Genomic DNA, 24,525 nt, shown 5'->3' with positions numbered 1-24,525 from the left:
CTGGCGCAGCTAGCCTCGGCCGAGCGCCGTTGCGGCGCGCGCGGCCATCGCCTTCTTGTCGAGCTTGCCGGTCGCGCCGACCGCCATTTGCTCGACGATCAACAGATGCTCGGGCCATTTCTTGCGCGAGAGGCCTTCGCGTTCGAGATGGTCGACCATCGTCGCAAACATGAACGGCGCCGCGCCCTGGCGGACCCGGCAGACCGCGCAAGCCTGTTCGCCCAGCTTGGGCTCGGGCACGCCGACCACCGCGACCTCGGCGATCGCCGGGTGGCGCAGCAGCGCCGCTTCGATCTCGGCGGGATCGATGTTGAACCCGCCACGAATGATCTGGTCCTTGATCCGACCAACCACGGTGACGAAGCCGGTATCGTCACGGACAATCTCGTCGCCGGTCAGGAAGAAGCCGTCCGGGCTCCGTCGCTCCTGCCCGGCGCCCAACCCTTCGGCGTAGCCAAGGAACAGCGACGGCCCGCGCACACCCGCCTGCCCACGTGACCCGCGCGGCAATGCGGCGGCGGCGGCGTCGAACGCCTCCTCTTCCGTGCCGGGGAAAGGAATACCGTCGGACCCCTGCCGTCGCGCGAGCGGATCGGCGGGCCGCGTCGAGCAATGCCCCATACATTCGGACATGCCGAACATCCTCAGCGCTTTGAGACCCAACAGCGTTTCCGCGTCGGCGATCAGGTCGGCGGTCATCGCGCTGCCGCCCACCGCGGCGGCGCGCAGCGGCAAGGTCCCGGACCAGACCCCAGTCTTCGCCGCCTCGACCATCGTATAGAGATGGGTCGGCACCATGATCGCCCAGCCACAGCCATGCTCGGCCGCGCGGCGCATCGCTGCCACCGGGTCCCAAGGATCGACAAACACCAGCGGGCGGCCCTGCGACAAGGCGAAATGCGCGGTGAACGTGAATCCCGGCGCGCTGTCGAGCGGGACGATGCCGAGGATCGACTCCTCGGGCTCCAACTCCGCGATCGCCGCGCAGGCACGCGTGGCGTAATTGAGCGCGGCGGCGCCGTGCATCACCGCCTTGGGCGCACCGGTCGACCCAGAGGTGAACCCGATCAACACCGTATCGCGATCGCGCGGATCGGCCGTGCGGCCATCGCGCGTAGTTTCCATGATGGCGACGTTGCCATCGGCGCCGACCACTACATGCGCGGCGTGGCCGAGCCTCGCCTCGAGAACCTGCCGATCAGCGTCGGACAATTTGGGCGAATAGGGACAGAAGGTCGCTTCGAGGGAAGAGGTAGCCAGCGCTGCGGCCAGCGTCTCCGCACGCTTCACCGCCGAGACGAGAACGCGGCTACCCGTCCCCACTTCCGCCGCGGCGAGGCGTCCGGCAAGGTCGAGCGCGAGCGCACGCAGTTCGCGCCGCGTCCAGCGGCGATCGTCGCAATCGATCAGCGCGAGCGCATCCGGATCTGCTCCCGCATGCGCCGCGAATTGCGGCCACAGTCGGTCATCGGTCCAGGTCAGGCCGTCGGCACGAAACTCAGCCAAGCGACTGCCCCCCATCGACGAGGAAGGTCTGGCCAGTGATGAAGCTGCCGGCATCCGACGCCAGCAGCGCGAGTGTACCGCTCACCTCTTCGGGCCTGCCGAAACGGCCGAGCAGGATGCCGGCGCGCGTCTTCTCCTGGATCGCGGGGTCTAGCGTCTCGGTCATCCCGGTTTCGATCGATCCCGGCGCAATGGCGTTCACGCGGATGCCGTGCCCGGCCCATTGCGCCGCGAGGTCGCTGGTCAGGTGGACGATCGCCGCCTTGCTCGTCGTGTAGGGGACGACCTGACCATCTTCGGGCCGATACGAGATGAACGCGCCGACCGAGGCGATGTTGACGATTGCACCGCCGCCGTGCGCGATCATGTGGCGCGCGGCATGGCGGCAGGCGAGGAAGGTGCCGGTGACGTTGATATCCATGACCTTGCGCCAGCCCTTGAGCGGGATGTCCTGCGGCAGGCCCCACCACGACGCGCCGGCATTGTTGACGAGCAGGTCGAGTCCGCCGAGCTCTGCGACGACCTTGGCCACCGCCGCCTCGACCGATTCCTCTTCGGCGATGTCGCACGACAGGCCGATCGCGGGGACGCCGAAACGCTCGGCGATGCCGGCCGCGATCGCCGCGCATTCCTCACCGTTGCGCGAGGCGAGCGCCACCGCACAGCCGAGATCGGCAAGCGTCGCCGCCATTGCCTCGGCCAGCGCGCCGCGCCCGCCGGTAATCAGCGCGCGCTTGCCGTCGAGGCGGAATGCCGCGGTCGCGAAACCGGGGACGAGATCAGGCATCGCCGCCCCCGGCCAGCAGGTCGACCTCGTCGGTGATCAGGATGATGCGCTTGCCGCCCATGCCCTTGGTCTGCGCGGTCGCGGCTTTCCATTCGGGCGAGGCGAAAGCGGTATCGAGCGCGGCCTGGTCGGCGAAGGTCAGCACGGCGTGTCCGTCCCAGCCCGGAACCTGCGGACTGTCATAGTCCTTGGTGACAACGCCGTGGCGATAGGCGATGAGCCCCGGCAGCAGCTTCGCCGCATCGGCATGCGGGCCGCGCCACCAATCGGTGAAGCGCGCCTGCGTCCAATCGCCGGGGCGGCTGGCGAGCACGACCATGCTGACCGTCATCGCCTTAGTTGCCCGTCCAGACCGGCTTGCGCTTTTCGAGGAACGCCGCGACGCCTTCCTTGGCATCGGCCGAATGGTGGACGACGTTGCAGGTCATCGTCTCGAGCGTGATTAGCGAATTGGTATCCGCATCCATGCCGCGGTTGAGCGCCATCTTGGTCATCCACATGCAGAACGGGCTCTTGTCGATCAGCGGCGCGCAGAAATCGGCGATCAGCTGGTCGAACTCGGCCGCCGGCGCGGAGGCATTGCACAGGTTCCACTCCACCGTCTCGTCGCCGGTGAGCAGCTTGCCGGTCAGCATCAGCTCCTTCGACTTGCGCATGCCGATATAGCGCGGGAGGCGATAGATCGGCCCCGCACCGCCGAACAGCGCGCGGCGGATATGGAAGTCGCCGATCTTCGCCTCGGACGCCGCCAGCGCGAAGTCGCACGAGATCATCAGCTCGAACCCGCCGGCGACGGCATAGCCCTCGACCGCCGCGATAGTCGGCTTACTCATATTGTAGATCTTGTCATAGGTGCGCGCCGAATCGATCGCGAGTTGGAGCGAGGTGGTCGATTCGTGCAGCACCGGGCCGACCAGCTGGTCGAGATCCGCGCCCGAGCAGAAGGTGTTGCCGCGTCCGCGGAACACGACGGCGAGCGCCTTTTTGTCCGCCGCCGCGCGATCGACCGCGACTTCCAGTTCGCGTAGCAATTGCGGGCTGACGCAATTGCGCTTGTGCGGGCGGTTGAGCCAGATTGTGCAGATGCCGTTGTCGGCCAGTTCGTACTGGATGACGTCCTTTTCGAGTTCCATCGGGTATCTCCTTCAATATTCTGGTGAATCGGGGGGCCTCGGCCTATTGATCGGGGGCGAGCATCGCGCCGACGCCCATCCAGGCGGCGATGCCGGCGGCGGGGATGGCGCACAGCACCGCCTCGGCAATCTCTTCGTCGGTCGCGCCTGCCATCCGGGCACCGCGGACATGCGTCGCGGCCATCGGACTGTAGCCGGCGGCGAGGATCGCCAGCAGCAGCAGTTCGCCATGTTTGGGCGACAGCGGATTGGCGTCGATGCTGCCGCGACGCATCAGGTAATAAGCGTCGGCCGCAGCCGGACACAGCCGCATCAACTGGGCGAGCGGCACCGGAATCGTGCCGAAATAAGCGAGGAAGTTGGCTTCCGCCTCACCCGGTTCGGCATGCGGCAGGTCCTGCGGCGGCGGTGCGCTGGGGTCATCGAAGACGCTTGCGATCACGTCGGCGAATTCGAGTGCCGCGCCTTCGCCGCGCAAGCTGCTGAGGACGATGAGCCCCGCGGTCGCGTCGCGGACGATCAGCCCGAGCGATGCCCCCCGCGCCAGCTCGCGCCGCGCCAGATCGGGATAGCGGCGGTCGATCGCGGCGACTGAGGCGAACAGCGCCTTGAGCCGTGCCGGCACCGCGCCATCGGTATCGATGACGGCACGGAAACCCGCATAGCCCGCAAGCGTGTACGGCGCATGGCCGCGCAACAGCGCGACGTCGCCCAATGGCCCAAATGATCTTGGCGTCGTCATCGACCTCTCCCGCCTTAAACTTGTCGACCGACTGGTCGGGCGTCAACCATCACCCCACTGTCCAATTTGACAGCCGACCGGTCGGTCGGGAAATAGTATGGCCGACCGACCGGACGAACGATCCGAGAGAATCGACAGGAGGGATATCCGCGCCATGGCGTTCGAACAGTCGCAGCGATCCAGCGAATGGATGGGCCGCGTCCGCGGATTCATGGACGAGCATATCGTCCCCGCGATCCCCGTCTATCACGCCGAACTGGCGGCGATCGACCGCTGGCGCGACATCCCGCCGGTGTTCGAGTCGCTCAAGGCCAAAGCGAAAGCCGAAGGGTTGTGGAACTTCTTCATGCCCCCATCGGAGCATGACGACGCCTATTTCACCAGCCCGGGACTCACCAATCTCGACTACGCCCCGATCGCCGAATTGATGGGGCGCGTCTCGTTCGCGAGCGAGGTGTTCAACTGCATGGCGCCCGACACGGGCAATTTCGAGGTGCTCCATCGCTACGGCACGCCGGCGCAGAAAGAGCGCTTCATGGTGCCGCTGCGCGACGGCGTCACGCGCTCGGCGTTCCTGATGACCGAACCCGCCGTGGCTTCGTCCGACGCGCGCAACATTCAGACCGAGATACGGCGCGACGGCGGGCATTATGTCATCAACGGCCGCAAATGGTGGTCGTCGGGCGCTGGCCATCCGCGGTGCGACTTCTTCGTGCTGATGGGCAAGACCGATCCCGACGCGCCCGCCTATAACCAGCAATCGATGATCCTGGTGCCGCGCGACACGCCCGGCGTCACGCTTGTCCGGCACCTGCCCGTCTTCGGCTACGACCACGCCCCGCACGGCCATTTCGAGGTGCTGCTCGAGGAGGTGCGCGTCCCCGCCGAGAATCTGCTGCTGGGTGAAGGACGCGGGTTCGAGATCGCGCAGGGCCGGCTCGGCCCGGGCCGCATCCACCACACGATGCGCAACATCGCGACGATGGAGGTCGCGCTCGAGAAGATGTGCCGCCGGCTGGTCGACCGCCATGCCTTCGGCAAATCGATCGCCGAACATTCGGTGTGGGAAGAACGGATCGCCCGCGCGCGCTGCGAGATCGAGATGGCGCGGCTGCTTTGCCTCAAGGCGGCGCACATGATGGACACGGTCGGCAACAAGGCGGCGCGCGCCGAAATCGCGATGATCAAGATCGCCGCGCCCCGGATGGCGCAGCGGATCGTCGATGATGCAATTCAGGCGCATGGCGGCGGTGGCGTCTCGGACGATTTCGGGCTTGCGGAACTGTGGGCCAACACCCGCATCGTCCGGCTGACCGACGGTCCCGACGAGGTCCACGAACGTCAGCTCGCGCGAATGGAGCTCGACAAATATCGTACCGCAAGGAAGGCGGCATGAACGCGCCCGCCGCACAGATCGGCGCGACCGTCGCCGTGGCGCCGGGCAGCCAGTTCGACGAAGATCGGCTCACGCGCTACTTGCGCGGCGCCATCCCCGGCCTGACCGGCGACATTGCGGTCCACCAGTTCCAGGGAGGCCAGTCGAACCCGACCTTTCTGCTCGAAACCGCCGCCGGCAAGCTGGTCCTTCGCCGCAAGCCCGCGGGCGTGCTGCTCGCCTCCGCCCACGCTGTCGACCGCGAATACCGCGTCACCCGCGCGTTGTTCGACGCCGGGCTGCCGGTACCCGAGCCGCTGGTACTGTGCGAGGACACCGACGTCATCGGCACGATGTTCTATGTCATGCGCCACGTGCCCGGCCGTGCCTTTTGGGATCCGCGCATGCCCGGTTTGTCGCGCGACGAGCGCGCTGCGATCTACGATTCGGCGAACGCCACGCTCGCGGCGCTCCACCGCGTCGATTATGCCGCGATCGGGCTCGGCGATTACGGCAAGCCCGGCAATTATTTCGCGCGCCAAATCTCGCGCTGGTCGCGCCAGTACGACCTGTCGCGCACTCGCGACATCCCCGAAATGGACAGACTGATCGCCTGGCTGCCCGGCGCGATTCCCGCTTTGCCCGAGCGCACGACGATCATCCATGGCGACTATTCGTTCCACAATTTGCTGATCCATCCGACCGAGCCGCGCGTGGTGGCGATGATCGACTGGGAATTGTCGACGCTCGGCGATCCGATCGGCGACCTCAGCTATCACATGATGGAATGGACCCGGCCGGAGGGTGTCGATGTGCGCGGCACGCTCGCCGGTGCCGACCTCGATGCGCTCGGCATCCCGAGTCCCGCGGACTATGCCCGTCGCTATCGCGAGCGCACCGGGTTCGACAGTGACCCGACGCACCCATTCTACACTGCCTACAATCTCTTCCGCGTCGCGGCGATCCTCCAGGGGATCGCGGGACGTGCGCGAGAAGGCGTCCAGACTGCGGCGAATGCGAGCGAAATCATCGAGCGCATCGACCCGCTGGCCAAGGCCGCTTGGCGGGCAGCCCTGAAGGCGGGCGCAACCTGAAAACCAAACAAAACGACTTCGGCGAGACCGGGGCGATCACGTAAAGGGAGAGGGAAACGATATGGACAAGCTATTCTGGAGTTCGGCGCTCGGCGCCCTTGCTACCGCCCTGGCGTCGCCCGCCATGGCGCAGGAACAGCCGGCGCTCGCCGCTGCCAACGCGAACGCGAACGCGAACGCGCCGCAAGCGGCCCCCGGTGAAGCCAAGGCCGCCCGGGACGATCAGACCAACGACGCCGATATCGTCGTGACCGCGCGCCGGCGTTCGGAGCGTCTGATCGACGTGCCCGTGGCTGCCACGGTGATCACCCCGGCACAGATCCGGCAATACGACCTAACGTCGGTCGCCAACATCAAGATTCTGGCACCACAAGTGTCGCTCGACCGCGGCTTCACTGGGTCGGGCACGTCGATCACGATGCGCGGGGTCAGTTCGGCGAGCCTCGACGCCGGGGTCGAGCAATCGGTCCTGCTCGATTTCGACGGCATGGCGATCAGCCGCGGACGCATCCTCAACGACGCCTTGTTCGACATCGAGACGGTCGACGTCCTCAAGGGGCCGCAGGCGTTGTTCTTCGGCAAGAACTCTCCGGGCGGCGTGGTGTCGGTCAAGTCGGCCGATCCGACGTCGACGTTTTCCGGGTTCGTCCGCAGCGGTTATGAATTCAACGCCGATACCGCCTCGATCGAGGCGGCGGTGTCGGGGCCAATCACCGACAAGCTGGGCGCCCGCCTCGCGCTCTTCGCCAGCCAGAGCCAGGGCTATATCCGCAACATGAACAACGGCGTGCCCGATCTGCTGCGCAGCGCCGCGACCGGGAGCATCTTCGTCCCCGCCGCGCAGGGCCGGCTCGGCGCCGAGAAGAAGCTCGCCGGCAGGTTCACCCTTAAATATGAGGACGGCAATTTCGATGCGACCTTCAAGATGCTCGTCAGCCGTTATGAAGGCCAGAGCCTGCAAAGCTTCGACGAGGTCATGGGCTGCCCTGCCGGTCGGGCGCGGCCAGGCACCGGCGCGGCGCTGCTCGATCCGACCGGCGACTGCAAGCTCAATGACCGCTCTTCGCAGGGCTGGCTGTCGCCGACGATCATCAACCTGTGGCCACAGGTGAAGTCGCACGACAATGGCCGCCCCTATTCCAGCGACGATACCTATCTGCCGACGCTGACGCTCAATTACACCGCGGGCAAGATCAAGCTGACCTCGGTCACCGGCTATTACGATTATGCCTATGTCAGCCAGGGCAATGCCGACGGCACCGCTTATTCCCAATTCTGGTCGTACAGCAACGAGAAGAACAAGAGCTTCTACGAAGAACTCCGTGCCGTCTCCTCGTTCGACGGCATGTTCAACATCGCGTTCGGCGGACATTACGAACAGAACAAGCGGACCCTGTACGTCGGTGGCGCGAACGGTCCGTTATTGCCCAACGCGACGACCGGCAAATTTCACGCTTATGACAACGAACAGCATAATGAGAGCACGGCATTTTCCGGGTTCGGACAGCTGATCGTCAAATTCTCCGATTCGCTCGAGCTTGCCGGCGGCGGGCGCTATACGTGGCAGAAGAACAAGCTCAACAGCTTCAGCACCTTCGTGAACTCCAACGCCGTCGGGATTCTGCCGGTGGGCACGGTCATCAACGGCGAAAAGAGCGCGAGCAATTTCTCGCCCGAGGCGACGTTGAGCTGGCATCCGCATCGCAACGTGCTGATCTACGGCGCGTATAAGACCGGGTATCTGGCGGGCGGATACTCGAATCCCGGCATTCTCGCATCGACCGCCACGAAGAATACGTTGAGCTTCGACGCGGAGAAGGTGCGCGGGTTCGAGATCGGGACCAAGGCGTCGCTGTTCAACAACAAGCTGACCACCACGCTCACCGGGTTCAGCTACAAATATACCGGCCTGCCACTGACCTCGCTGCTGGTATTGCCAAACGGAACCCCGGTGTTCGTCACGCAGAATGCCGCCAGTACGTTGACCAAGGGTGTCGAGTTCGAAGCGACCTATCGCCCGATCAAAGGCACCACCTTGCGCACGACGGCGTCCTATAACGATGCCCATTTCCAGTCCTTCCCGATCGCGCAATGCTATGCCGGGCAGACCGCAGCGCTCGGATGCATTCCTGCTGCCGGATCGGTACCGGCCCATCAGGACCTGTCAGGGAAACCGGTCTATCGCGCGCCCGACTGGGTGCTGACCGCCGGGATCGCACAGGACGTCAGTCTGTCGTCCAACTTCAAGATGACGCTCAACGCCGACCTTCGCTACACGGCGGGCTATTATACCGGGCTCAATCTCAACCCGGTGTCGTATCAGCCCAGCTTCACGATCATCAACGCGGGTGCCCGGATCGCCACGGTCGACGACCGCTGGGCCTTGTCGCTGATCGGCCGCAACCTGACCAATAGGCGCTACGGCACGCTGGGCGTCGACAAGCCGGGCGGCGTGGGTGAGGTCTTCACCGTCGCCGGTGAGCCGCGCGCCGTCCTCGTCCAGGTCGAGATGAAGTTCTAGGAAGCGCGACTAGCCGATGACCGACGAAGAGACGATCACATGCGACCTGTTGGTCATCGGCGGCGGCATGGCGGGCATGTCCGCTGCCGGCTGGGCCGCAGAGCGCGGCGCGCGCGTGATCGTCGTCGAGAAGGCAGCGGCGCTGGGCGGGTCGGCGGTGCTGTCGGGCGGGGTGTTCTGGACGGCATCCTCGCGCGAGAAGATCGACCTTTATGGCGGGGGCGATCCGGCGCTCGCCCGCGTCGTGTTCGACACTTATCCCGCGGCGGTCGCCTGGCTGCGGCGCCGCGGGATAGACATGTCGCCGCGGATCGACGTGCTTCACGGACAGGGCTACCAGATCGACATTCACGCCCATATCCGCGGCTGCGCCGATCTGGTCGAGCAGCATGGCGGGTTCGTCATCCTCGAGACCGAGACGACGGCGCTGCTGCGCGACGAGGACGGTCGAGTGACCGGAGCGCGGACTCGGCACGCCGATGGCGAGGTGACCGTCAAATCGGCGGCAACGCTTCTCGCCACCGGTGGCTATCAGGCGTCGCCCGAACTGCGCGCGCGCTACATTCATCCCCAGGCCGAGAAGATGCTACTGCGGTCCAATCCGATCAGCGACGGTGCCGGGCTGCGACTCGGCGAGGAAGCGGGCGGCGAGGTCGCGGGGACCAATGCCGGGTTCTACGGCCATCTGGTCAGCGAGCCGCGCGTCTGGGACGACGAGCGGCTCTATGTCGCGCTGTCGCAATATCACAGCGAACATGCGCTGCTGATCAACGAGCGCGGCGAGCGCTTCTGCGACGAGAGCTATGGCGACCACGCCAATACCGCTCACACGGTGCGGCAGCCTGGCGCGCGCGCATTGTGCTTCTGGGATTCGCGCGCGCATGCGGCCTATGCCACCGTCCCGGTCGTCTCGGTCGGCGTCCCGCTCGACAAGATGCAGGTCGCGATCGAGAATGGCGGCAAGGGCATCGTTGCGGAGACGCTCGATGAGGTCGCGGATTTCGCCGCCGCGCAGGGGTTCGACGGCGCCGCGACACGCGCGACGATCGCCGCGTTCAACCATCAGGCCCGCCACGGCTGGGAAGTGATGGACCCGCCTCGGACCGACGATTTCGCCGTACTCGACAAACCGCCTTTCTATGCGCTGATCGTCCACCCGGCGATCACCTTCACCTTCGGCGGGCTGACGATCGATCCCGAGGCGCGCGTGCTACGCAGAGACGGCACGCCCGTCCCCGGGCTGTTCGCGGCGGGCAGCGATGCCGGCGGCGCGTTCGGACGCGGCTATGCGGGTGGGCTCGCGCTTGCCGCCACCTTCGGTATCACCGCCGCGCGCTCCGCGGGCTGGGCATGACGACGATGACAATACTCGATCCGCTCGCGACCGGACGCGCCGGCACCCGGCGCCTCGCGCTGCTCGCCTTGTTCCTGGTCTCCGCGTTCAACTATATCGACCGCACGATCGTCTCGCTGCTGCAGATTCCGATCAAGGCGGACCTGGGGCTGAGCGATGGGCAGCTCGGCGCATTGACGGGGCTCGCCTTCGCGTTGTTCTACGCGACTTTGTCGCTGCCGATCGCGCGGCTCGCCGATCGGCTCGACCGGCGCTGGATCATCGTCGTCTCGCTCGCGATCTGGAGCGCGATGACCGCTTTGTGCGGCCTCGCCACCAGCTTCGCGATGCTGGTCGTGCTGCGCATCGGCGTCGCGATCGGCGAGGCGGGCAGCGTGCCCGCCAGCGTATCGCTGATCGCGGACTATTATCCGCCGCATCGCCGCGCCACCGCGATGTCGACCTGGGGCCTGGCGCTGCCGGCCGGGCTGACGGTCGGCTATGCCGGCGCCGGCTGGCTGGGCGCGGTACTGGGCTGGCGGCTGGCCTTTGCGGTGATCGGCGGCGCCGGGCTGGTGCTCGCGCCGATCGTCCTCGCGATTCTGGCCGAGCCGAAACGCGGCAGCGCCGATATCGTGACCGCCGTTCCCCCGGCCCCGGCGCTGCCGATCGGCGCGTCGCTCGGCGTACTGTGGCGCGCCAAGGGCTTTCGCTACGTCGTCATCGCGGGGATGCTCCACGGCTTCACCCAATATTCGATGATGACGTGGAACGCGCCGTTCTTTTCGCGCACGCACGGCTTGTCGCTCGGCACCGTCGCGGCGCTGATGGCCTTGCTGAGCGGCGGCGCGGGCGCCGTCGGGATGTTCGCCAGCGGCTGGATCACCGACCGGCTCACCAAGCGCGACCCGCGCTGGCGCGTGTGGATCATGGCGTTGGTGGTCGGCATCACGGTGGTCGTCGCGCTGCTGCAATATCTGACGCGGTCGACCCCGATCGCGATCGGCGCGGCGACGATCGCGGCGGCGTCGATGATCGCTTATTACGGCCCGATCCTCGCCGCCACCCAATCCGCCACGCCGCCCAACATGCGGGCGTTCGGCAATGCCGTACTGCTGCTTTGTTTCAATCTGTTCGGTCTCGGCCTGGGGCCGTGGCTGACCGGCTTGCTGAGCGATGTGCTGGCGCCGCTGGCCGGGCAGGACGCACTGCGCTTCGCGCTCGCGATCATGCTGGTTCCCTCGGCGGTCGCGGCGCTGGTTTTCCTCTACGCGGCGCGATTTTTCAGCCAGCCGCAGAATGTTGTCACGGAGTAAGGCGCGCATGCACGATTTCGAGGGCAGGACCGCGGTCATCACCGGCGCGGGCAGCGGAATCGGCGCCGCTTTGGCCCGCCGCGCGGCGAAAGAGGGGATGAACGTCGTCCTGGCGGACATCCAGGAAACACAAGCGCAAGAGGCTGCCACGGCAATCGGCAGCGACAAGGCATTGGCGGTACGCTGCGACGTCTCCGACGAGGCCAGCGTCGCGGCGCTCGCCGATGCAGCCTACGCGCGGTTCGGCGCAGTCGACCTGCTCTGCAACAATGCCGGCATCGTGCCCGGCGGACGGCATCGCAAGGTTTGGGAATATGGCCTGGGCGACTGGCAATGGTCGCTCGGGGTCAATCTCTATGGCGTGGTCCATGGAATGCGCGCGTTCGTGCCGAGGATGATCGAGGCTGGACGTCCCGGCCATATCCTCAACACCGCATCGGTCGCCGGCGTCGTCAGCGGTTCGGGATCGGCGTGCTATGGTGCCGCCAAGCATGCCGTCGTGCGCGCGACCGAGGCGCTCTATGCTGGCCTCAAGGAAATCGGCGCGCCGATCGGGGTGACGATGCTTTGTCCAGGGCTGGTCAAGACTGGAATCTACGACGCCGAACGCCACCGCCCCGCCGCCTTCGTCGAGAGTGACGACCCGATCCGCGAATCCGCCGAACTCGAGGCGATGCGCGAGGAACTCTACCGCAACGCCACCACCGCCGAGGAAGCCGCCGATATCGCGTTCGACGCGATCATCGCGGATCGTTTCTATGCCTTCACCACGACCGCCTTCGACCCCGCGATCAGGCAGCGCGCCGACGATATCCTGGCACGCGCCAATCCCAGTTTCGACGACATCGTCGCGATGAGCCGCCGCGACGCGGGTCTCGATCGCGAACCATCGGCCAGCGAACCGCACACGGCATGAGCCGTTTCACCGATCACCTCGTGCTGGTGACCGGCGCCGCGTCAGGCATCGGTCTGGCGGCCGCGCGGCGTTTCCTGGCGGAAGGCGGGCAAGTCTATCTCGCCGATCGCGATGCCGACCGGCTCGCCGAGGCGGTTGCCGGGCTGCCTTCCGCTGACCGGCTTCACGCCATAACCTTCGACGCGACCGACGAAGCGGCCTGGACGGCGCTGGCGAACCGCATCGCGCACGAAGCCGGCCGGCTGGACGTGCTGGTCAACAATGTCGGCAATGCTGTCGTTCGCCCGATCGCCGAAACCAGCCTGGCGCAGTGGCGCGACACCATGGCGATCAATCTCGACAGCGTCTTTCTCGGCACGCGTGCGATGCTGCCGCTGCTGGCCGCGTCCGGGCATGGCGCGATCGTCAACCTGTCTTCGGTTCGCGGCATCATCGGCGGCGTCGATATCGCCGGCTATTGCGCGGCGAAGGGTGGCGTGCGGATGTTCACCAAGGCAACCGCGCTCGAATGCACGGCGCTGAGCAATGGGGTCCGCGCCAATTCGGTCCATCCGGGGCTGATCGAGACTCCGCTCGCGGCAGCGGTGTTCGCCGACCCCGAAAAAGCCGCGCAACGCCTCGCCAATATTCCGCTCGGCCGGATGGGACGGGCAGACGAGATCGCCGACGCGATCCTGTTCCTGGCGAGTTCGGAGTCCAGCTACATGACTGGTGCCGAGTTGGTGATCGACGGCGGCACGATCGTGCAATGACGTCGACCGGCGGCCCGCCATTTCCGCGCCTGTTCTCCCCAGTCGAGATCGGTCCGGTCACGCTCCGCAACCGTATCGTCATGCTGCCGCACGGCACTTCGATGGTCGTGGACGGCGCCCCTACCGACGACGACATCGCCTATTACGAAGACCGCGCGCGATCGGGCGTGGGGCTGATGATCACGGGGGCGGCGGTGGTCTCGCCCGACACCGCGCGGCGCGGACGCAAGCTGATCGAGACCTATAACGACCAGGTCCTGCCCGCGCTCGCACGGCGCGCGGCGGCGGTTCGCGCGCAGGGCGCGGCGATCGTCGGCCAGATCATCCATCTGGGCCGCGAATCGATCGGCATGGAAAGCGATCATCCGTTGCTTGCGCCAAGCCCGATCCGCTCGCCGCGCGATCCCTTCCCGCCGCACGAGATGGACGACGCCGACATCCGCCGGATTATTGCCGACTTCGCCCGATCCGCGGCCAATCTGAAGGCGACCGGGCATGACGGCGTCGAGATCCACGGCGCGCACGGCTATCTCGTCGGCCAGTTCCTGTCGCCCGCCACCAATTGCCGCGAGGACGGCTGGGGCGGCGATCCGGTGCGGCGGATGCGCTTCCTGTTCGAGCTGATCGATGCGATCCGCACCGCCTGCGGCGACGACTTCGTGCTCGGGCTGCGGCTCAGCGCCGACGAGGAACTCGCCGACGGCCTCGAACTGCCCGACACCAGGCGCATCGTCGAGGCGATCGCGCGCGATCATCCCGTCGATTACCTCAGCGTCACCCAAGGCACGCGCGGCGCCTATGTGAAGGACGTGACCCAGCCCGAGGCTACCGCGGCGCGCGCCGCCGGCGTGCTGCGAGATGCGTCCGGACTGGTGACGATCGTCGGCCAGCGCTTCACGTCGCCGGCACTCGCCGAAAAGGCTCTGGCCGACGGGCAAGCCGACGCCGTCGGCTTCGCACGCGCTTTCGTCGCGGACGGCGATTGGGTGGCCAAAGCGGCGCGCGGCGAAGCCAACCGCATCCGCCCGTGCGTCGGGCTGAACCAGGATTGCCGCGCCTTCGCGCCGCATCTGCACTGCGCGGTCAACCCGCTGGCGGGGCGCGAGCGCGACCCTGCCTTTGCGTCGTTCAAGCCCGCTGCGGAGCCGCGCCGCATCGCCATTGTCGGCGGCGGACCGGCGGGCATGGAAGCAGCAAGGATCGTGGCGCTGCGCGGGCATCGGGTCACATTATACGAAGCGAGCGACGGCCTGGGCGGACAATTCCTCTATGCCGCCGCGATCCCCGAACGTTCCGGCCTACTGCGGTTGATCGATCACTTGCAGAGTGAGCTCCGCCGCCTGCCGGTCGATATCCATCTCGGCCGTCGGATCGACTATCCCGGCGATCTTGTCGGACACGCGGATGCGATCGTGCTCGCCACCGGTGCTGTGCCTCGGCCGCTCGACCCCGAGCGCGATGGTGCGGGCGTGTGCGGCTGGCTCGACATCCTCCGCGATGGCGCGCCCGCACCGTACGGTTCGGGGCAGGTGCTGGTCCAGGACGACGGCAGCGGTTTCTGGTGGACCTATGGCGTCGCCAATGCGCTGGTCGACGCGGGGTGGCAGGTCACCCTGTCGACCCCGTCGGCGACGATCGCGGGGGCAATCCCGGCGGAGAGCGTAGCGCCGTTGCTGGTGCGGCTCGGCACGGGCGACACACGCTACGAAGTCTTGTCCGAATTGCTCCAGGCGGGGGAGGGGGTCGCCAATCTGATGTCCCTGACCAGCGGCGCCGAACGCACGATCGCGGCGGATCTGGTGGTGGTACAGACCGGGCGCTCGGTCGCCGGCCCGAGGCCGGCCATCTTTTCCGATCGTGGGCTGGAGGTCCACTCGATCGGCGATTGCGTTGCCCCGCGGCGCCTGTCGCAGGCTTTGTTCGAAGCGCATCGGCTGGCGGTGCGGCTCTGAGGCTCAGTCCGCCGCGACGATCAGCGTCCCGGCATTGCGCCCCGCGAATAGGTCGACGAACGCAGCCGGGATCGCGTCGAAGCCGTACCGTTCGTCAACACGCACCGTGAGCGCGCCGCTGTCGATCCATGCGCTCAAGGCCATCCGCGCTTCGTCGGCGCGGTCAACGAAATCGCCGACGACGAAGCCTTCCATCCTGAGCCGCCGATAGACCAGTTTCATCATGTCGCTTGGTCCCCGCGCCGGCCCGTCGCCGTCATAAGCGGCGATCTGGCCGCACAGCACGACCCGCCCGTGCGCCGCCATCCGGTCGATCGCGGCATCGAGGATCGCGCCGCCGACATTGTCGAAGAACAGGTCGATCCCGGCCGGGCATAGTTCCGTGAGGCGCGCGCCCACGTCTTCGCCGCGATAATCGATCGCCTCGACGCCGCAGGTCTCACGCAGCCAAGCGCATTTGTCCGCGCCACCTGCGATCCCGATCACGCGCGCACCCAGGATCCGCGCGATCTGGCAGGCGACCGACCCAACCGAGCCGGCCGCTCCCGACACCAGCACTACGTCGTTCGCGGCGACCCGTCCCACCTCGGTCATCCCGAAATAGGCGGTCAGGCTGTTGAGCGAGAGCGGCCCCAGTGCCTGGGCAAAATCCATCTCGGCGGACAGCCGAAACGCCGGCACTGCGGCGGTATCGGGCGCGATCACGCTCCAATCCTCCCAGCGCGTCATCGCGATCAGGCGATCGCCGGCGCGCCAGCCGGGGTGGTGCGAGGCGACTATTTCGCATCCCGCCATGCCCGATATCACCCCGCCGATCGGGATCGACCCGCGATCGCTGCGCCCCGGCGGGTTGAGCCAGTTGCGGATCGTCGGCGCGATAGCGAACATGTGGTTGCGCACCAATATCTCGCCATCGTTCAGCGGCGGCGCGACGAACGGCACGTCGACCAGTGCGAAATCGTCGATCGCAACCGGCCCGTCCGGACGCCGCGCCAGCGTCCAGCGGCGGTTGATGGTCATGCCGCCAGTCTGGCGCGAGCATCCGCCGCGCCGCCAAACAGCCGCGCGAGCACCATTATCCGCCGCAAGCCTCGCCCGACCGGCAATTCATCGGTGACGCCGATCCCGCCGTGAAGCTGCACCGCTTCCTCGGCGAGGAACTGCGCCGCGTGGGCGACATAGGCCTTGGCCGATCGCGCGGCGCGCCCGAAGTCCGCATCCTCCCGCCCAGTCGCGGCCGCCTTGATCGTCAGCGAGCGCGCCTGTTCGAGCGCGACGAACATCCGAGCGAGCTTGTGCTGTACCGCCTGGAAGGTGCCAATCGCCGCGCCGAACTGACGCCGCGTCGCGGCATAATCGGCGGTCTGCGCGTAGAGCAGCGCCATCACCCCGATCATCTCCGCGGCATGCGCGAGGTCGACCATGGCCAGCGCCGTCTCTGCAGCGCCGGCAGGCAGCGCGATCCGCGCGGCCTCGCAATCGGTCAGCGTGACGCAGGCCGCCGGTGTCCCGTCGGCGAGCCGCCGCGGCGTCAGCGTGGCGGCATCCGTATCGAGCGCTGCGACATAAGCGGCGTCATCCCCCAGCACGACGAGCGCCGAGGCCTGCGGCGCCCAGCGCACGAATTCGACCCTGCCCGAGACGCTGCCAGCCTCCTCGCGCAGCGATCCAACCGCCAGCGCCAGGATCGCCTCGCCCGCTATGGCCGGCGCGACCAACCGCCGGACGAGCAAGTCGTCGCCATATCGCGCCACGATGTCGGCCGCGCCGAGCACGGCCTCGCCTAAAGGCGTGATCGCCAGCCCCCGACCCAGCGCCTCCGCGACGATCATCACGTCGTCCGATCCGCCACCCATGCCGCCGGCACGCTCGGGCAGCAGGAAGCCGAACAGCCCGAATTCGGCCATCGCACGCCAGCCGGCCGCCGGCATCGGCGCGGCCCCGATCGCTGCCGCCTCACCGCGATCAGCAAGAAACCGCGCGACCATATCGCGCAGCATCGTCTGTTCCTCACTCGGCTCCAGCCGCATGTCAGACCCGCTCGACGATCGTGACGTTGGCGATCCCGCCGCCCTCGCACATCGTCTGGAGGCCGTAGCGCCCGCCGCGCGCATGGAGCGCATGGATCAGAGTCGCCATCAGCTTGGTCCCCGTAGCCCCTAGCGGATGGCCGAGCGCGATCGCGCCGCCATTGACGTTGAGTAGGGCCGGATCGGCGCCGATCGCCTTGAGCCAGGCCAGCGGGATCGACGCGAACGCTTCATTGACCTCGAACAGGTCGATATCATCGAGCGCAAGGCCGGCCCGCTCGAGCGCACGCCGCGTCGCCGGGATCGGTTCCTCGAGCATGATAACGGGATCGCCCGCGGTAACGGTCAGGTTGTGGATGCGCGCCAGCGGGGTCAGCCCGTGCACCTTGACCGCGGCTTCGGACGCGACCAGCACCCCGCTCGCCCCGTCGCACACCTGGCTTGCGGTCGCCGCGCTCAGGCTGCCGCCCTCGGTCAGCAACTTGACCGACCCAATCGATTCGAGGCTGGCATCGGCGCGGACGCCCTCATCGCGCTCGTGGACCAGCCGGCCGCCTTCGGGCGTCGTCACCGCGACCGGGAGGATTTCGCGCGCGAATGCCCCCGCTTCGATCGCGGCGGCGGCCTTGCGATGGCTGTTCAGCGCGAAACGGTCGAGCGTATCACGGTCGAGGCCGTATTTGTCGGCGACCATCTGCGCGCCGGTGAACTGGCTGAACGCCGGGACGCCATAACGCGCCTGGATGCTCTTCGCGAACGGTCCCTCGCCGATCCCCGCCTGCGCCGCCAGCGTCACCGGCGAGCCCATGGGCACGCGCGACATGCTTTCGACGCCGCCTGCGATCACCAGATCCTGGGTGCCCGACATCACAGCCTGCGCGGCAAAATGCAGCGCCTGTTGCGAGGACCCGCATTGGCGGTCGATCGTCACCGCCGGCACGCTGTCGGGCAACGAGGACGCCAGCACGACGTTGCGCCCGAGCGCGAAGGTCTGCTCGCCGATCTGGCTGACGCAGCCGATGATGACGTCGTCGATCGCCGCCGGATCGACCCCGGTCTCCGCGACGATCGCGTCGAGCACGCGCGCACCCAGATCGGCGGGGTGGATACCGGCGAGCCGCCCGTTGCGGCGGCCGCCGGCGGTACGTCGGGCGGAAACGATATAGGCGTCGGGCACGAATGCGATCCTTTCGCGAAAGTCAGGGCGCGGCCGGAGCGGCGCGCGCGATCAGGTTGAGCTGGATCTCGCTCGTCCCGCCGAAGATCGACCAGGCACGGGCGTTGAGATAGCGGGCTGCGGCCAGCCCCGCCTCGGGCGGGCCGACCAATAACCGAGCATCGTCCGCGTGGAACGGGCGTTCGGTGGGCAGCTGGAGTCCGGCAAGCCCGAACGCATCGACCGCCAGCGCCTCGATCCCCTGGCGGATTTCCGACGCGATCAGTTTGACCGCGAGGCTGCGCGGGGCCGGCGCCTGACCTTGCTCGATTTCAAGCAGGGTGCGCAATTCGGTCATTTCCAGCGCCTCGGCTTCGAGCCGCAGCTGCACCGCGCGATCGGCGAGCAGCGCGCCGAGCGGCGATGCCGCGGCAACCAGTCGGTCGAGATCGGCCAGTAACTGCGGAGCATAACCCGTCCCGCCACGCTCGTTCTCGAGCAGGAACTTGGCGATGCCCCAGCCCTCGCCTTCCGCGCCGATGCGGTTGGCGACGGGTACACGAACGTCGTCGAGGAACACCTCGTTGAGCTCATGGTCACCCGACGCGCTCAGGATCGGGCGGACGGTGACGCCGGGCGAGGTCATGTCGATCAGCACGAACGAGATTCCCGCCTGCGGTTTGACCGCGGCATCGGTGCGCACCAGTGCGAACAGCCAGTTGGCGAACTGTGCCTGGGTGGTCCAGATCTTCTGCCCGGTCACGATATAATCGTCGCCGTCGCGCACCGCGCGGGTCCGCAGGCTGGCGAGGTCGGAGCCCGAGCCCGGCTCAGAGAAACCCTGCGCCCAGACATGCTCGCCCGACCGCAGCGCGGGCAGGAAGCGCCCCTGCTGCTCGGGCGTGCCGTAAGTGTAGAGTACCGGCCCGACCAGCTTAAGACCCATGCCGGGCAGTATCGGCGCGCCGGCCCGCGCGCATTCGGTCTCGAAGATCCAGCGCTCGACCGCGCCCCAACCGGGTCCGCCCGCACTCGCCGGCCAGAAATAGGTCAGCCACCCCTGCGCATCGAGCGCCGTCTGCCACGCGCGGTAGACATCGGGCTCGGCGAACACGCCCGAGGTCAGCGCCGCGCCGCGACGCATCGCGGGGGTGAGCGCGGTGTCGAGGAAGCCGCGCACCTCTTCACGAAACGCAAGTTGCGCGGGCGACAGCGCGAGGTCCATCAAACGCGCTCCACGATCGCCACCGCGGAGACGCCGGGCGCGCCATAAACATGGCTGTATCCGATCCGCGGATCGCCCGGCACTTGCCGCGCGCCCGCTTGCCCGGTCAGCTGGACGTAATTCTCGTACACCTGGCGCAGCCCCGAGGCGCCGATCGGCTCGCCGCAGGCAAGGCAGCCGCCGTCGGTATTGACCGGCAGAATCCCGTCGATCCGAGTGCGGCCTTCGGCGATCCACGCTTCCTGTTCGCCATCGGCGCAGAAACCGTTCTCGGCCATGTGCATGATCTCGGCGCCGCTCTCGGTGTCCTGGAGCTGAGCGACGTCCACATCCTCGGGCCCGACCCCCGCCATTTCATAGGCGGCCCGCGACGCGATGTTGGTGGGCGAGAGGCCACGGTCGATGTCGAGCGCGGGCGAGAAGACCTCGAACGACCCCGGCGGGCGGCTGCGCACCGACGCCGCGCGCAGGCGGACTGCCGGCAGGCCAAGCGATTTCGCCTTCGCCTCGCTGGCTAGGATCAGCGCGACCGCGCCTTCAGCGGGCGAGCAGAACATGAACTTGGTCAGCGGGTCGCTGACCATCGTCGAGGACAGGATCGTCTCGGCATCGACCGGCTCGCGCCGCCAGGCATGGTCGGCCAGCACGCCGTTCGCGAACGCCTTTTCGGCAACCGCCGCCAGCGTGCCATTGGTGATGCCGTGCATCGCCATATAGCGCTGAATCTTCATCGCGAAGAACTGCGTGGTCAGCATCAGTCCAGTTTCGCCATACCAATCGGGCAGGCCCCATTCGGCCGGCTTGGGATCGAACGCGCCGCGCGGATGCTTGTCGAAGCCGACCGCGATGCCGAGGTCGAACTCGCCCGACTTGATCGTCGAATAGGCGCCGAACATCGCCGACCCGCCGGTCGCACAGCCATTGGCGACGTTGATGAACGGGAGGCCGGTCAGCCCGAGCTCGGACACCATCGTGTCCGCCTTGCCGGCGGCATCCGACCCGCCATAAGCGAACCGGATGTCGCGCCAGTCGAGTCCGGCGCGGCCGAGCGCTTGGCGCACCGCGAACACGCCCTGCTGCAGCCCGGTTCGTTCCGGCGTGCGCCCGAACGGATGGATGCCGGCGCCGACGATATAGACGCCGCTCACGCCGCTTTCTCCGTGATCGGGGCGAAGGCGAACGTCGTCCGCCGCTCGCCGCTTTCGAGCGCGAAGGGCTCAGCGACGAGGCGCATCGGCATGTCGATCGCGAAGCCGTCGAGCGGCGCGCCGGTGAGCCGCCCCTCGACGATGATCGCATCGCCGAGCGCGACATAACCCACGGCATAAGGCGCGAACGCCTCGGGCCCGGCATAAGGCGGCGATTTGGGCCGGAAGCGCTGGATCGTCCACGACCAGAGCCGGCCTTCGCGCGGCAACAGGACGGATTCGTATCGCTCGGGATCGGCGTCTCCCGGCGCCGGGAACACCAGCCGCCCGCTCTCGCGCTCGCGCGCCGCCAGCAGCGCCAGGGCGCCGTCCGCGTCGAGATGCAGCAACCGGTCGTCGATCGGCGGTGCCAGATCAGGCATATCCTTCCTCCTGCCCAGAAACCTAGTCAGGCAGGTCGGTCAGCGCCTCTGTCCAATGGGTCAGCTAGCGTTTCGCGCTAGCGCAGGGTGCCGAGGAAGCCGAGTTGCGCGGCCTTGAACAAGGCCTGGTCGCGGTTGACCGCGTCGAGCTTCTGCGCCGCCGAACGGATGTGGAAGCGGATCGTGGTGCGCTTGAGATTGATGATCATTGCGATCTCGTCATTGGTCTTGCCCGCAGCCGCCCAGCGCAGGCATTCGACCTCGCGCTTGGTCAGCATCACCCGCGCGATGCTGGCCGGGCGCCGCTCGGTGACCTTGACGTAGCTCGCGACGAAGATGCGCGCGAGCAACGCCAGCGTCTCGCCGACCGCCTCGAACGGCGCGGAAAGATCGTCGACCGCGGGATCGGGCGACAGGAAGCTCGCCGCCGCGATCTGCCCGAACGGCAGATGGATCGGCGCGACGATCGCCGCGCTGGTCAGAGCGCGCTCGCGAAAGTTGGTGAGGTCGAGTCCGGCGAGCAACGCGTTGGGCGTACGGGTCCGGATGCCGTCCGCGTTGCACCAGAACGGCTCGCTCTCGAACCGGCACGCCATCGGCAGTGGAGAGGTCAGCGCCAGCTGCGGAAATCGCCACCAGCGCGAATCCTCGCCCGAAAAACCGAAGACGTCGCCGGCCAGGATCACGCCGTCGGCATCCTTCATCGGCTCGGCCGCAGCGATATTGTCGGTGACTGCGACCTTCAATCCGGCCAGGCCGTGCACCGCGTCGCGCAACGCTTCGGCAGCCGGCCGAATTTCCGCCAGCGATCGGACACGCACCGCGGCCAGCATGTCCTCGTTGACGTGCATCCCGTCCTATCCCGCCTTCAGGCCATCGAAGAATGGACCGCACAACGCATCGGCGACCTCTTCGGGCGTGCGTGTTTTCGCCATCGGGGGATACCATTTGTATGCCCAGTTGCACATGCCGAGGAAACCGTAGGTCGTGATCACCGGGTCGACTGCGCGGAACCGGCCGCTCTCAACACCTTCGATGATAAGCGCCTTGACCCCGTCGAAATAGTCGCGGCGGCGAGTGCGGATCGCATCACGCATCTTGCCTTCGAGGTCGCCATAATTGTCCATGAAAGCGCGGACATAGCCGGGATGCGTCGCGATCTGGCCGAGGATGTCGACGCACGCCGAGCGCAGCGAGTCGGCCGGATCGGTGCCCGCTTCGTGTTTCAGTCCGTCCAGCAGCGCAGAGATGTGCGTGTCGTGGATCGCGTAGAGGATCGACAGCTTGCTGGGAAAATAGTGATAGAGCGTCGGCTTCCCCAGTCCCACTTCGTCGGCAAGCATCTGCATCGACGTGTTGTGAAAACCGACCTTATCGAACAAGGCGGCGCAGTGCTGGATGATTTCGATGCGCTTTTCGTCATGCGCTTCGGTGGTCCGACGTTTTCGCGCTGGTTTGGCGCCCATCGATCATCCTTTCCCTGTTATATCCAAGACGTGCCCCGGCACGATCGCGAACTCAAGACGCGCCGCCTTGTTCATTTCGCCCCGGCATCCATCGCGGTCGCGCCGACCACCCAGGCCGACAGACCGGCGACCGGCACCGCGCACAATACCGCCTCGGCGACTTCGGCCTCGCTGGCGCCCGCGCGCCGGGCACCGTCCATATGGACCGACGCCCAGTTGCTGTAATCCGCCGCCAGCACCGTCACCAGCAACAGCTCGGCATGGCGCGGTTCGAGCGCGGTGCCCGACAGCGTTCCCTCGCGCATCAGATAATAAGCGTCACCGCCGACCGGCACGAGATCGAGCAGCTTACCGAGCGATGGCGGCATCGTCGTGAAATAAGAGAGGAAATTCTGCTCGGCTTCGCCCGGCGCGACGACCAACTCGCGCTCGTCGGCCTCGATCCGGGCACTGTCGGGATAGACGCGCGCATAGATCGATTCGAAGCGCAGCGCGGCGCCTTCGCCACGTGAACTCGCGAGGATCGCCACCGTGCATCCGGCAAGCTCGACGTCGAGCCCCGCCGCTGCCGCCGCGCGCAATTCGCGCTCGGTCATGTCGGGATAGCCTTTCGCGCACGCCGCCGCCGCGACGAACAGATGCTTGAGCGTTTTCGGCAAGGCGCCGTCATTCTCGATCACCGACCGGAAGCGGCGATACCCCGCCAAGGTCTTCGGCGCATGGGCACGAACACGGCCCACGGCGTCGAGTGTTACCGCAGCTGCGGTCATTGCGCGCCTCTCCTTTTTGCTAGACCAACCGGTCGGACGGTTATGCTAACGGCAGGATCGCGAACACGTCAACGGACGGTTTGGTCAGCGTGACGAGGATCAGGAAAGGCGGCTTTCGGATGTACGATCTAACGGGCAAGGTCGCGCTGGTGACCGGCGCGGCATCGGGAATCGGGCTCGCGACCGCACGCCGCTTCGCCGCGGCGGGCGCAGCCGTGATCCTGGTCGACCGCAATGCCGACGGGCTGGCCGCGGCGGTCGAGTCGCTCGGCGATGGCCGGCATCGCGGCGTCACGATGGACGTTACCGACGAAGCCGCCTGGGCGAAGCTGGCCGACGAGATCGATCGGGACGCCGGACGCCTCGATATCCTGGTCAACAATGCCGGGTTCGGCGTGTTCCGGTCGATTGCGGACACCACGCTCGACCATTGGCGCGCGATCATGGCGGTCAATCTCGACAGCGTGTTCCTCGCGACGAAACATCTGCTGCCGCTCCTCGGGCGATCGGGGAACGGCGCGATTGTCAACATGTCGTCGATCCGCGGGATCGCCGCCGCCGCCAATACCGGCAGCTATTGCGCGGCGAAGGGCGCGGTCCGGATGTTCACCAAGGCGACCGCGCTCGAATGCGCGGCTTTGGGCAATGGCGTGCGCGCCAATTCGATCCATCCGGGCCATATTGCCACGCCGCTCAGCGCCGGCGTTCATGCCGACCCCGCGATCGCCGCCCGCCTGCTCGCCGACATACCGGTCGGCCGGATCGGCACGCCTGAGGAGATCGCCGACGCGATCCTGTTCCTGGCAAGCGACGCGTCGAAATACATGACCGGGGCCGAACTCGTCGTCGACGGCGGCTCGACCGCGCAATAAAACCGGAGA

The 24,525-nt window shown here is 67.2% G+C and carries 23 protein-coding genes; 9 read left to right on the top strand and 14 right to left on the bottom strand.

Annotated features, from left to right (window positions below):
* Positions 1–9 precede the first annotated feature (9 nt).
* The 5 genes from AC1DSD_RS08715 to AC1DSD_RS08695 are packed head-to-tail and all read right to left on the bottom strand — an operon-like array spanning position 10 to position 4,168.
* Positions 10–1,521, bottom strand: coding sequence for a class I adenylate-forming enzyme family protein (locus AC1DSD_RS08715; RefSeq protein WP_478029633.1), 1,512 nt, complete (start codon positions 1,519–1,521; stop codon positions 10–12).
* Positions 1,499–2,293 (bottom strand): SDR family NAD(P)-dependent oxidoreductase, encoded by a 795-nt coding sequence (locus AC1DSD_RS08710; RefSeq protein WP_478029632.1) that lies wholly within the window; start codon positions 2,291–2,293, stop codon positions 1,499–1,501. Before AC1DSD_RS08710 ends, AC1DSD_RS08715 begins: the two co-directional genes overlap by 23 nt.
* Positions 2,286–2,624, bottom strand: coding sequence for an EthD family reductase (locus AC1DSD_RS08705; protein WP_478029630.1), 339 nt, complete (start codon positions 2,622–2,624; stop codon positions 2,286–2,288). Before AC1DSD_RS08705 ends, AC1DSD_RS08710 begins: the two co-directional genes overlap by 8 nt.
* Before the next feature lie 4 nt (positions 2,625–2,628).
* Positions 2,629–3,426 carry an enoyl-CoA hydratase/isomerase family protein gene (locus AC1DSD_RS08700; RefSeq protein ID WP_478029629.1) on the bottom strand — a complete coding sequence of 266 codons (798 nt, stop codon included), beginning with the start codon at positions 3,424–3,426 and terminating at the stop codon, positions 2,629–2,631.
* A gap of 43 nt (positions 3,427–3,469) precedes the next feature.
* Positions 3,470–4,168, bottom strand: a complete 699-nt coding sequence (locus tag AC1DSD_RS08695) for a carboxymuconolactone decarboxylase family protein (RefSeq protein WP_478029628.1) — start codon at positions 4,166–4,168, stop codon at positions 3,470–3,472.
* A 154-nt stretch (positions 4,169–4,322) separates the two neighbouring features.
* Between AC1DSD_RS08695 and AC1DSD_RS08690 the strand changes: the two genes are divergently transcribed.
* The 8 genes from AC1DSD_RS08690 to AC1DSD_RS08655 all read left to right on the top strand — a co-directional run bounded on the left by AC1DSD_RS08690 (position 4,323) and on the right by AC1DSD_RS08655 (position 15,427).
* A complete protein-coding gene (locus AC1DSD_RS08690; RefSeq protein ID WP_478029627.1) occupies positions 4,323–5,564 on the top strand; it encodes an acyl-CoA dehydrogenase family protein in 1,242 nt (413 codons plus the stop codon).
* Positions 5,561–6,637 carry a phosphotransferase family protein gene (locus AC1DSD_RS08685; RefSeq protein ID WP_478029626.1) on the top strand — a complete coding sequence of 359 codons (1,077 nt, stop codon included), beginning with the start codon at positions 5,561–5,563 and terminating at the stop codon, positions 6,635–6,637. The genes AC1DSD_RS08690 and AC1DSD_RS08685 overlap by 4 nt, the downstream gene beginning before the upstream one ends.
* A gap of 61 nt (positions 6,638–6,698) precedes the next feature.
* Complete coding sequence (locus AC1DSD_RS08680) at positions 6,699–9,158, top strand: TonB-dependent receptor (protein WP_478029624.1); 2,460 nt, start codon at positions 6,699–6,701, stop codon at positions 9,156–9,158.
* Between the two features lie 16 nt (positions 9,159–9,174).
* Positions 9,175–10,512, top strand: a complete 1,338-nt coding sequence (locus AC1DSD_RS08675; RefSeq protein ID WP_478029623.1) for an FAD-dependent oxidoreductase — start codon at positions 9,175–9,177, stop codon at positions 10,510–10,512.
* Positions 10,509–11,807, top strand: coding sequence for a spinster family MFS transporter (locus AC1DSD_RS08670; RefSeq protein ID WP_478029621.1), 1,299 nt, complete (start codon positions 10,509–10,511; stop codon positions 11,805–11,807). Before AC1DSD_RS08675 ends, AC1DSD_RS08670 begins: the two co-directional genes overlap by 4 nt.
* 7 nt (positions 11,808–11,814) lie before the next feature.
* Entirely contained in the window at positions 11,815–12,723 is a 909-nt protein-coding gene (locus AC1DSD_RS08665) for an SDR family NAD(P)-dependent oxidoreductase (RefSeq protein ID WP_478029620.1), read from the top strand.
* Complete coding sequence (locus AC1DSD_RS08660; protein WP_478029619.1) at positions 12,720–13,475, top strand: SDR family NAD(P)-dependent oxidoreductase; 756 nt, start codon at positions 12,720–12,722, stop codon at positions 13,473–13,475. Before AC1DSD_RS08665 ends, AC1DSD_RS08660 begins: the two co-directional genes overlap by 4 nt.
* Complete coding sequence (locus tag AC1DSD_RS08655; protein ID WP_478029617.1) at positions 13,472–15,427, top strand: oxidoreductase; 1,956 nt, start codon at positions 13,472–13,474, stop codon at positions 15,425–15,427. The genes AC1DSD_RS08660 and AC1DSD_RS08655 overlap by 4 nt, the downstream gene beginning before the upstream one ends.
* A gap of 3 nt (positions 15,428–15,430) precedes the next feature.
* Here the strand turns inward: AC1DSD_RS08655 and AC1DSD_RS08650 are convergent, their stop codons facing one another.
* The 9 genes from AC1DSD_RS08650 to AC1DSD_RS08610 all read right to left on the bottom strand — a co-directional run bounded on the left by AC1DSD_RS08650 (position 15,431) and on the right by AC1DSD_RS08610 (position 23,644).
* Entirely contained in the window at positions 15,431–16,447 is a 1,017-nt protein-coding gene (locus tag AC1DSD_RS08650) for an NADP-dependent oxidoreductase (RefSeq protein ID WP_478029615.1), read from the bottom strand.
* A complete protein-coding gene (locus AC1DSD_RS08645) occupies positions 16,444–17,457 on the bottom strand; it encodes an acyl-CoA dehydrogenase family protein (RefSeq protein WP_478029614.1) in 1,014 nt (337 codons plus the stop codon). Before AC1DSD_RS08645 ends, AC1DSD_RS08650 begins: the two co-directional genes overlap by 4 nt.
* A gap of 1 nt (position 17,458) precedes the next feature.
* Complete coding sequence (locus tag AC1DSD_RS08640; RefSeq protein WP_478029613.1) at positions 17,459–18,634, bottom strand: acetyl-CoA C-acetyltransferase; 1,176 nt, start codon at positions 18,632–18,634, stop codon at positions 17,459–17,461.
* A gap of 22 nt (positions 18,635–18,656) precedes the next feature.
* Positions 18,657–19,838, bottom strand: coding sequence for an acyl-CoA dehydrogenase family protein (locus AC1DSD_RS08635; protein ID WP_478029611.1), 1,182 nt, complete (start codon positions 19,836–19,838; stop codon positions 18,657–18,659).
* Positions 19,838–20,986, bottom strand: a complete 1,149-nt coding sequence (locus AC1DSD_RS08630) for a thiolase family protein (protein ID WP_478029610.1) — start codon at positions 20,984–20,986, stop codon at positions 19,838–19,840. The genes AC1DSD_RS08635 and AC1DSD_RS08630 overlap by 1 nt, the downstream gene beginning before the upstream one ends.
* A complete protein-coding gene (locus AC1DSD_RS08625; RefSeq protein WP_478029609.1) occupies positions 20,983–21,408 on the bottom strand; it encodes a Zn-ribbon domain-containing OB-fold protein in 426 nt (141 codons plus the stop codon). Before AC1DSD_RS08625 ends, AC1DSD_RS08630 begins: the two co-directional genes overlap by 4 nt.
* A 77-nt stretch (positions 21,409–21,485) precedes the next feature.
* Positions 21,486–22,259, bottom strand: coding sequence for a helix-turn-helix transcriptional regulator (locus AC1DSD_RS08620; RefSeq protein ID WP_478029607.1), 774 nt, complete (start codon positions 22,257–22,259; stop codon positions 21,486–21,488).
* A 6-nt stretch (positions 22,260–22,265) separates the two neighbouring features.
* Entirely contained in the window at positions 22,266–22,874 is a 609-nt protein-coding gene (locus tag AC1DSD_RS08615; RefSeq protein ID WP_478029606.1) for a TetR/AcrR family transcriptional regulator, read from the bottom strand.
* A gap of 71 nt (positions 22,875–22,945) precedes the next feature.
* Entirely contained in the window at positions 22,946–23,644 is a 699-nt protein-coding gene (locus tag AC1DSD_RS08610; RefSeq protein WP_478029605.1) for a carboxymuconolactone decarboxylase family protein, read from the bottom strand.
* Positions 23,645–23,763: 119 nt separating this feature from the next.
* Between AC1DSD_RS08610 and AC1DSD_RS08605 the strand changes: the two genes are divergently transcribed.
* Entirely contained in the window at positions 23,764–24,516 is a 753-nt protein-coding gene (locus tag AC1DSD_RS08605) for an SDR family NAD(P)-dependent oxidoreductase (RefSeq protein ID WP_478029604.1), read from the top strand.
* The last annotated feature ends 9 nt before the right edge of the window (positions 24,517–24,525 follow it).

This window comes from Sphingomonas sp. P4_D12 (genome assembly GCF_056401895.1).
Note: the sequence above shows the minus strand (reverse complement) of the source record. Positions and strands in the feature narration are given on the sequence as shown.

Bases quoted from the DNA above. Each gene is read 5' to 3' on its own strand.
- AC1DSD_RS08715 (WP_478029633.1), bottom strand. From the start codon at position 1,521: ATGGGGGGCAGTCGCTTGGCTGAGTTTCGTGCCGACGGCCTGACCTGG.
- AC1DSD_RS08710 (WP_478029632.1), bottom strand. From the start codon at position 2,293: ATGCCTGATCTCGTCCCCGGTTTCGCGACCGCGGCATTCCGCCTCGAC.
- AC1DSD_RS08705 (WP_478029630.1), bottom strand. From the start codon at position 2,624: ATGACGGTCAGCATGGTCGTGCTCGCCAGCCGCCCCGGCGATTGGACG.
- AC1DSD_RS08700 (WP_478029629.1), bottom strand. From the start codon at position 3,426: ATGGAACTCGAAAAGGACGTCATCCAGTACGAACTGGCCGACAACGGC.
- AC1DSD_RS08695 (WP_478029628.1), bottom strand. From the start codon at position 4,168: ATGACGACGCCAAGATCATTTGGGCCATTGGGCGACGTCGCGCTGTTG.
- AC1DSD_RS08690 (WP_478029627.1), top strand. From the start codon at position 4,323: ATGGCGTTCGAACAGTCGCAGCGATCCAGCGAATGGATGGGCCGCGTC.
- AC1DSD_RS08685 (WP_478029626.1), top strand. From the start codon at position 5,561: ATGAACGCGCCCGCCGCACAGATCGGCGCGACCGTCGCCGTGGCGCCG.
- AC1DSD_RS08680 (WP_478029624.1), top strand. From the start codon at position 6,699: ATGGACAAGCTATTCTGGAGTTCGGCGCTCGGCGCCCTTGCTACCGCC.
- AC1DSD_RS08675 (WP_478029623.1), top strand. From the start codon at position 9,175: ATGACCGACGAAGAGACGATCACATGCGACCTGTTGGTCATCGGCGGC.
- AC1DSD_RS08670 (WP_478029621.1), top strand. From the start codon at position 10,509: ATGACGACGATGACAATACTCGATCCGCTCGCGACCGGACGCGCCGGC.
- AC1DSD_RS08665 (WP_478029620.1), top strand. From the start codon at position 11,815: ATGCACGATTTCGAGGGCAGGACCGCGGTCATCACCGGCGCGGGCAGC.
- AC1DSD_RS08660 (WP_478029619.1), top strand. From the start codon at position 12,720: ATGAGCCGTTTCACCGATCACCTCGTGCTGGTGACCGGCGCCGCGTCA.
- AC1DSD_RS08655 (WP_478029617.1), top strand. From the start codon at position 13,472: ATGACGTCGACCGGCGGCCCGCCATTTCCGCGCCTGTTCTCCCCAGTC.
- AC1DSD_RS08650 (WP_478029615.1), bottom strand. From the start codon at position 16,447: ATGACCATCAACCGCCGCTGGACGCTGGCGCGGCGTCCGGACGGGCCG.
- AC1DSD_RS08645 (WP_478029614.1), bottom strand. From the start codon at position 17,457: ATGCGGCTGGAGCCGAGTGAGGAACAGACGATGCTGCGCGATATGGTC.
- AC1DSD_RS08635 (WP_478029611.1), bottom strand. From the start codon at position 19,838: ATGGACCTCGCGCTGTCGCCCGCGCAACTTGCGTTTCGTGAAGAGGTG.
- AC1DSD_RS08625 (WP_478029609.1), bottom strand. From the start codon at position 21,408: ATGCCTGATCTGGCACCGCCGATCGACGACCGGTTGCTGCATCTCGAC.
- AC1DSD_RS08620 (WP_478029607.1), bottom strand. From the start codon at position 22,259: ATGCACGTCAACGAGGACATGCTGGCCGCGGTGCGTGTCCGATCGCTG.
- AC1DSD_RS08615 (WP_478029606.1), bottom strand. From the start codon at position 22,874: ATGGGCGCCAAACCAGCGCGAAAACGTCGGACCACCGAAGCGCATGAC.
- AC1DSD_RS08610 (WP_478029605.1), bottom strand. From the start codon at position 23,644: ATGACCGCAGCTGCGGTAACACTCGACGCCGTGGGCCGTGTTCGTGCC.
- AC1DSD_RS08605 (WP_478029604.1), top strand. From the start codon at position 23,764: ATGTACGATCTAACGGGCAAGGTCGCGCTGGTGACCGGCGCGGCATCG.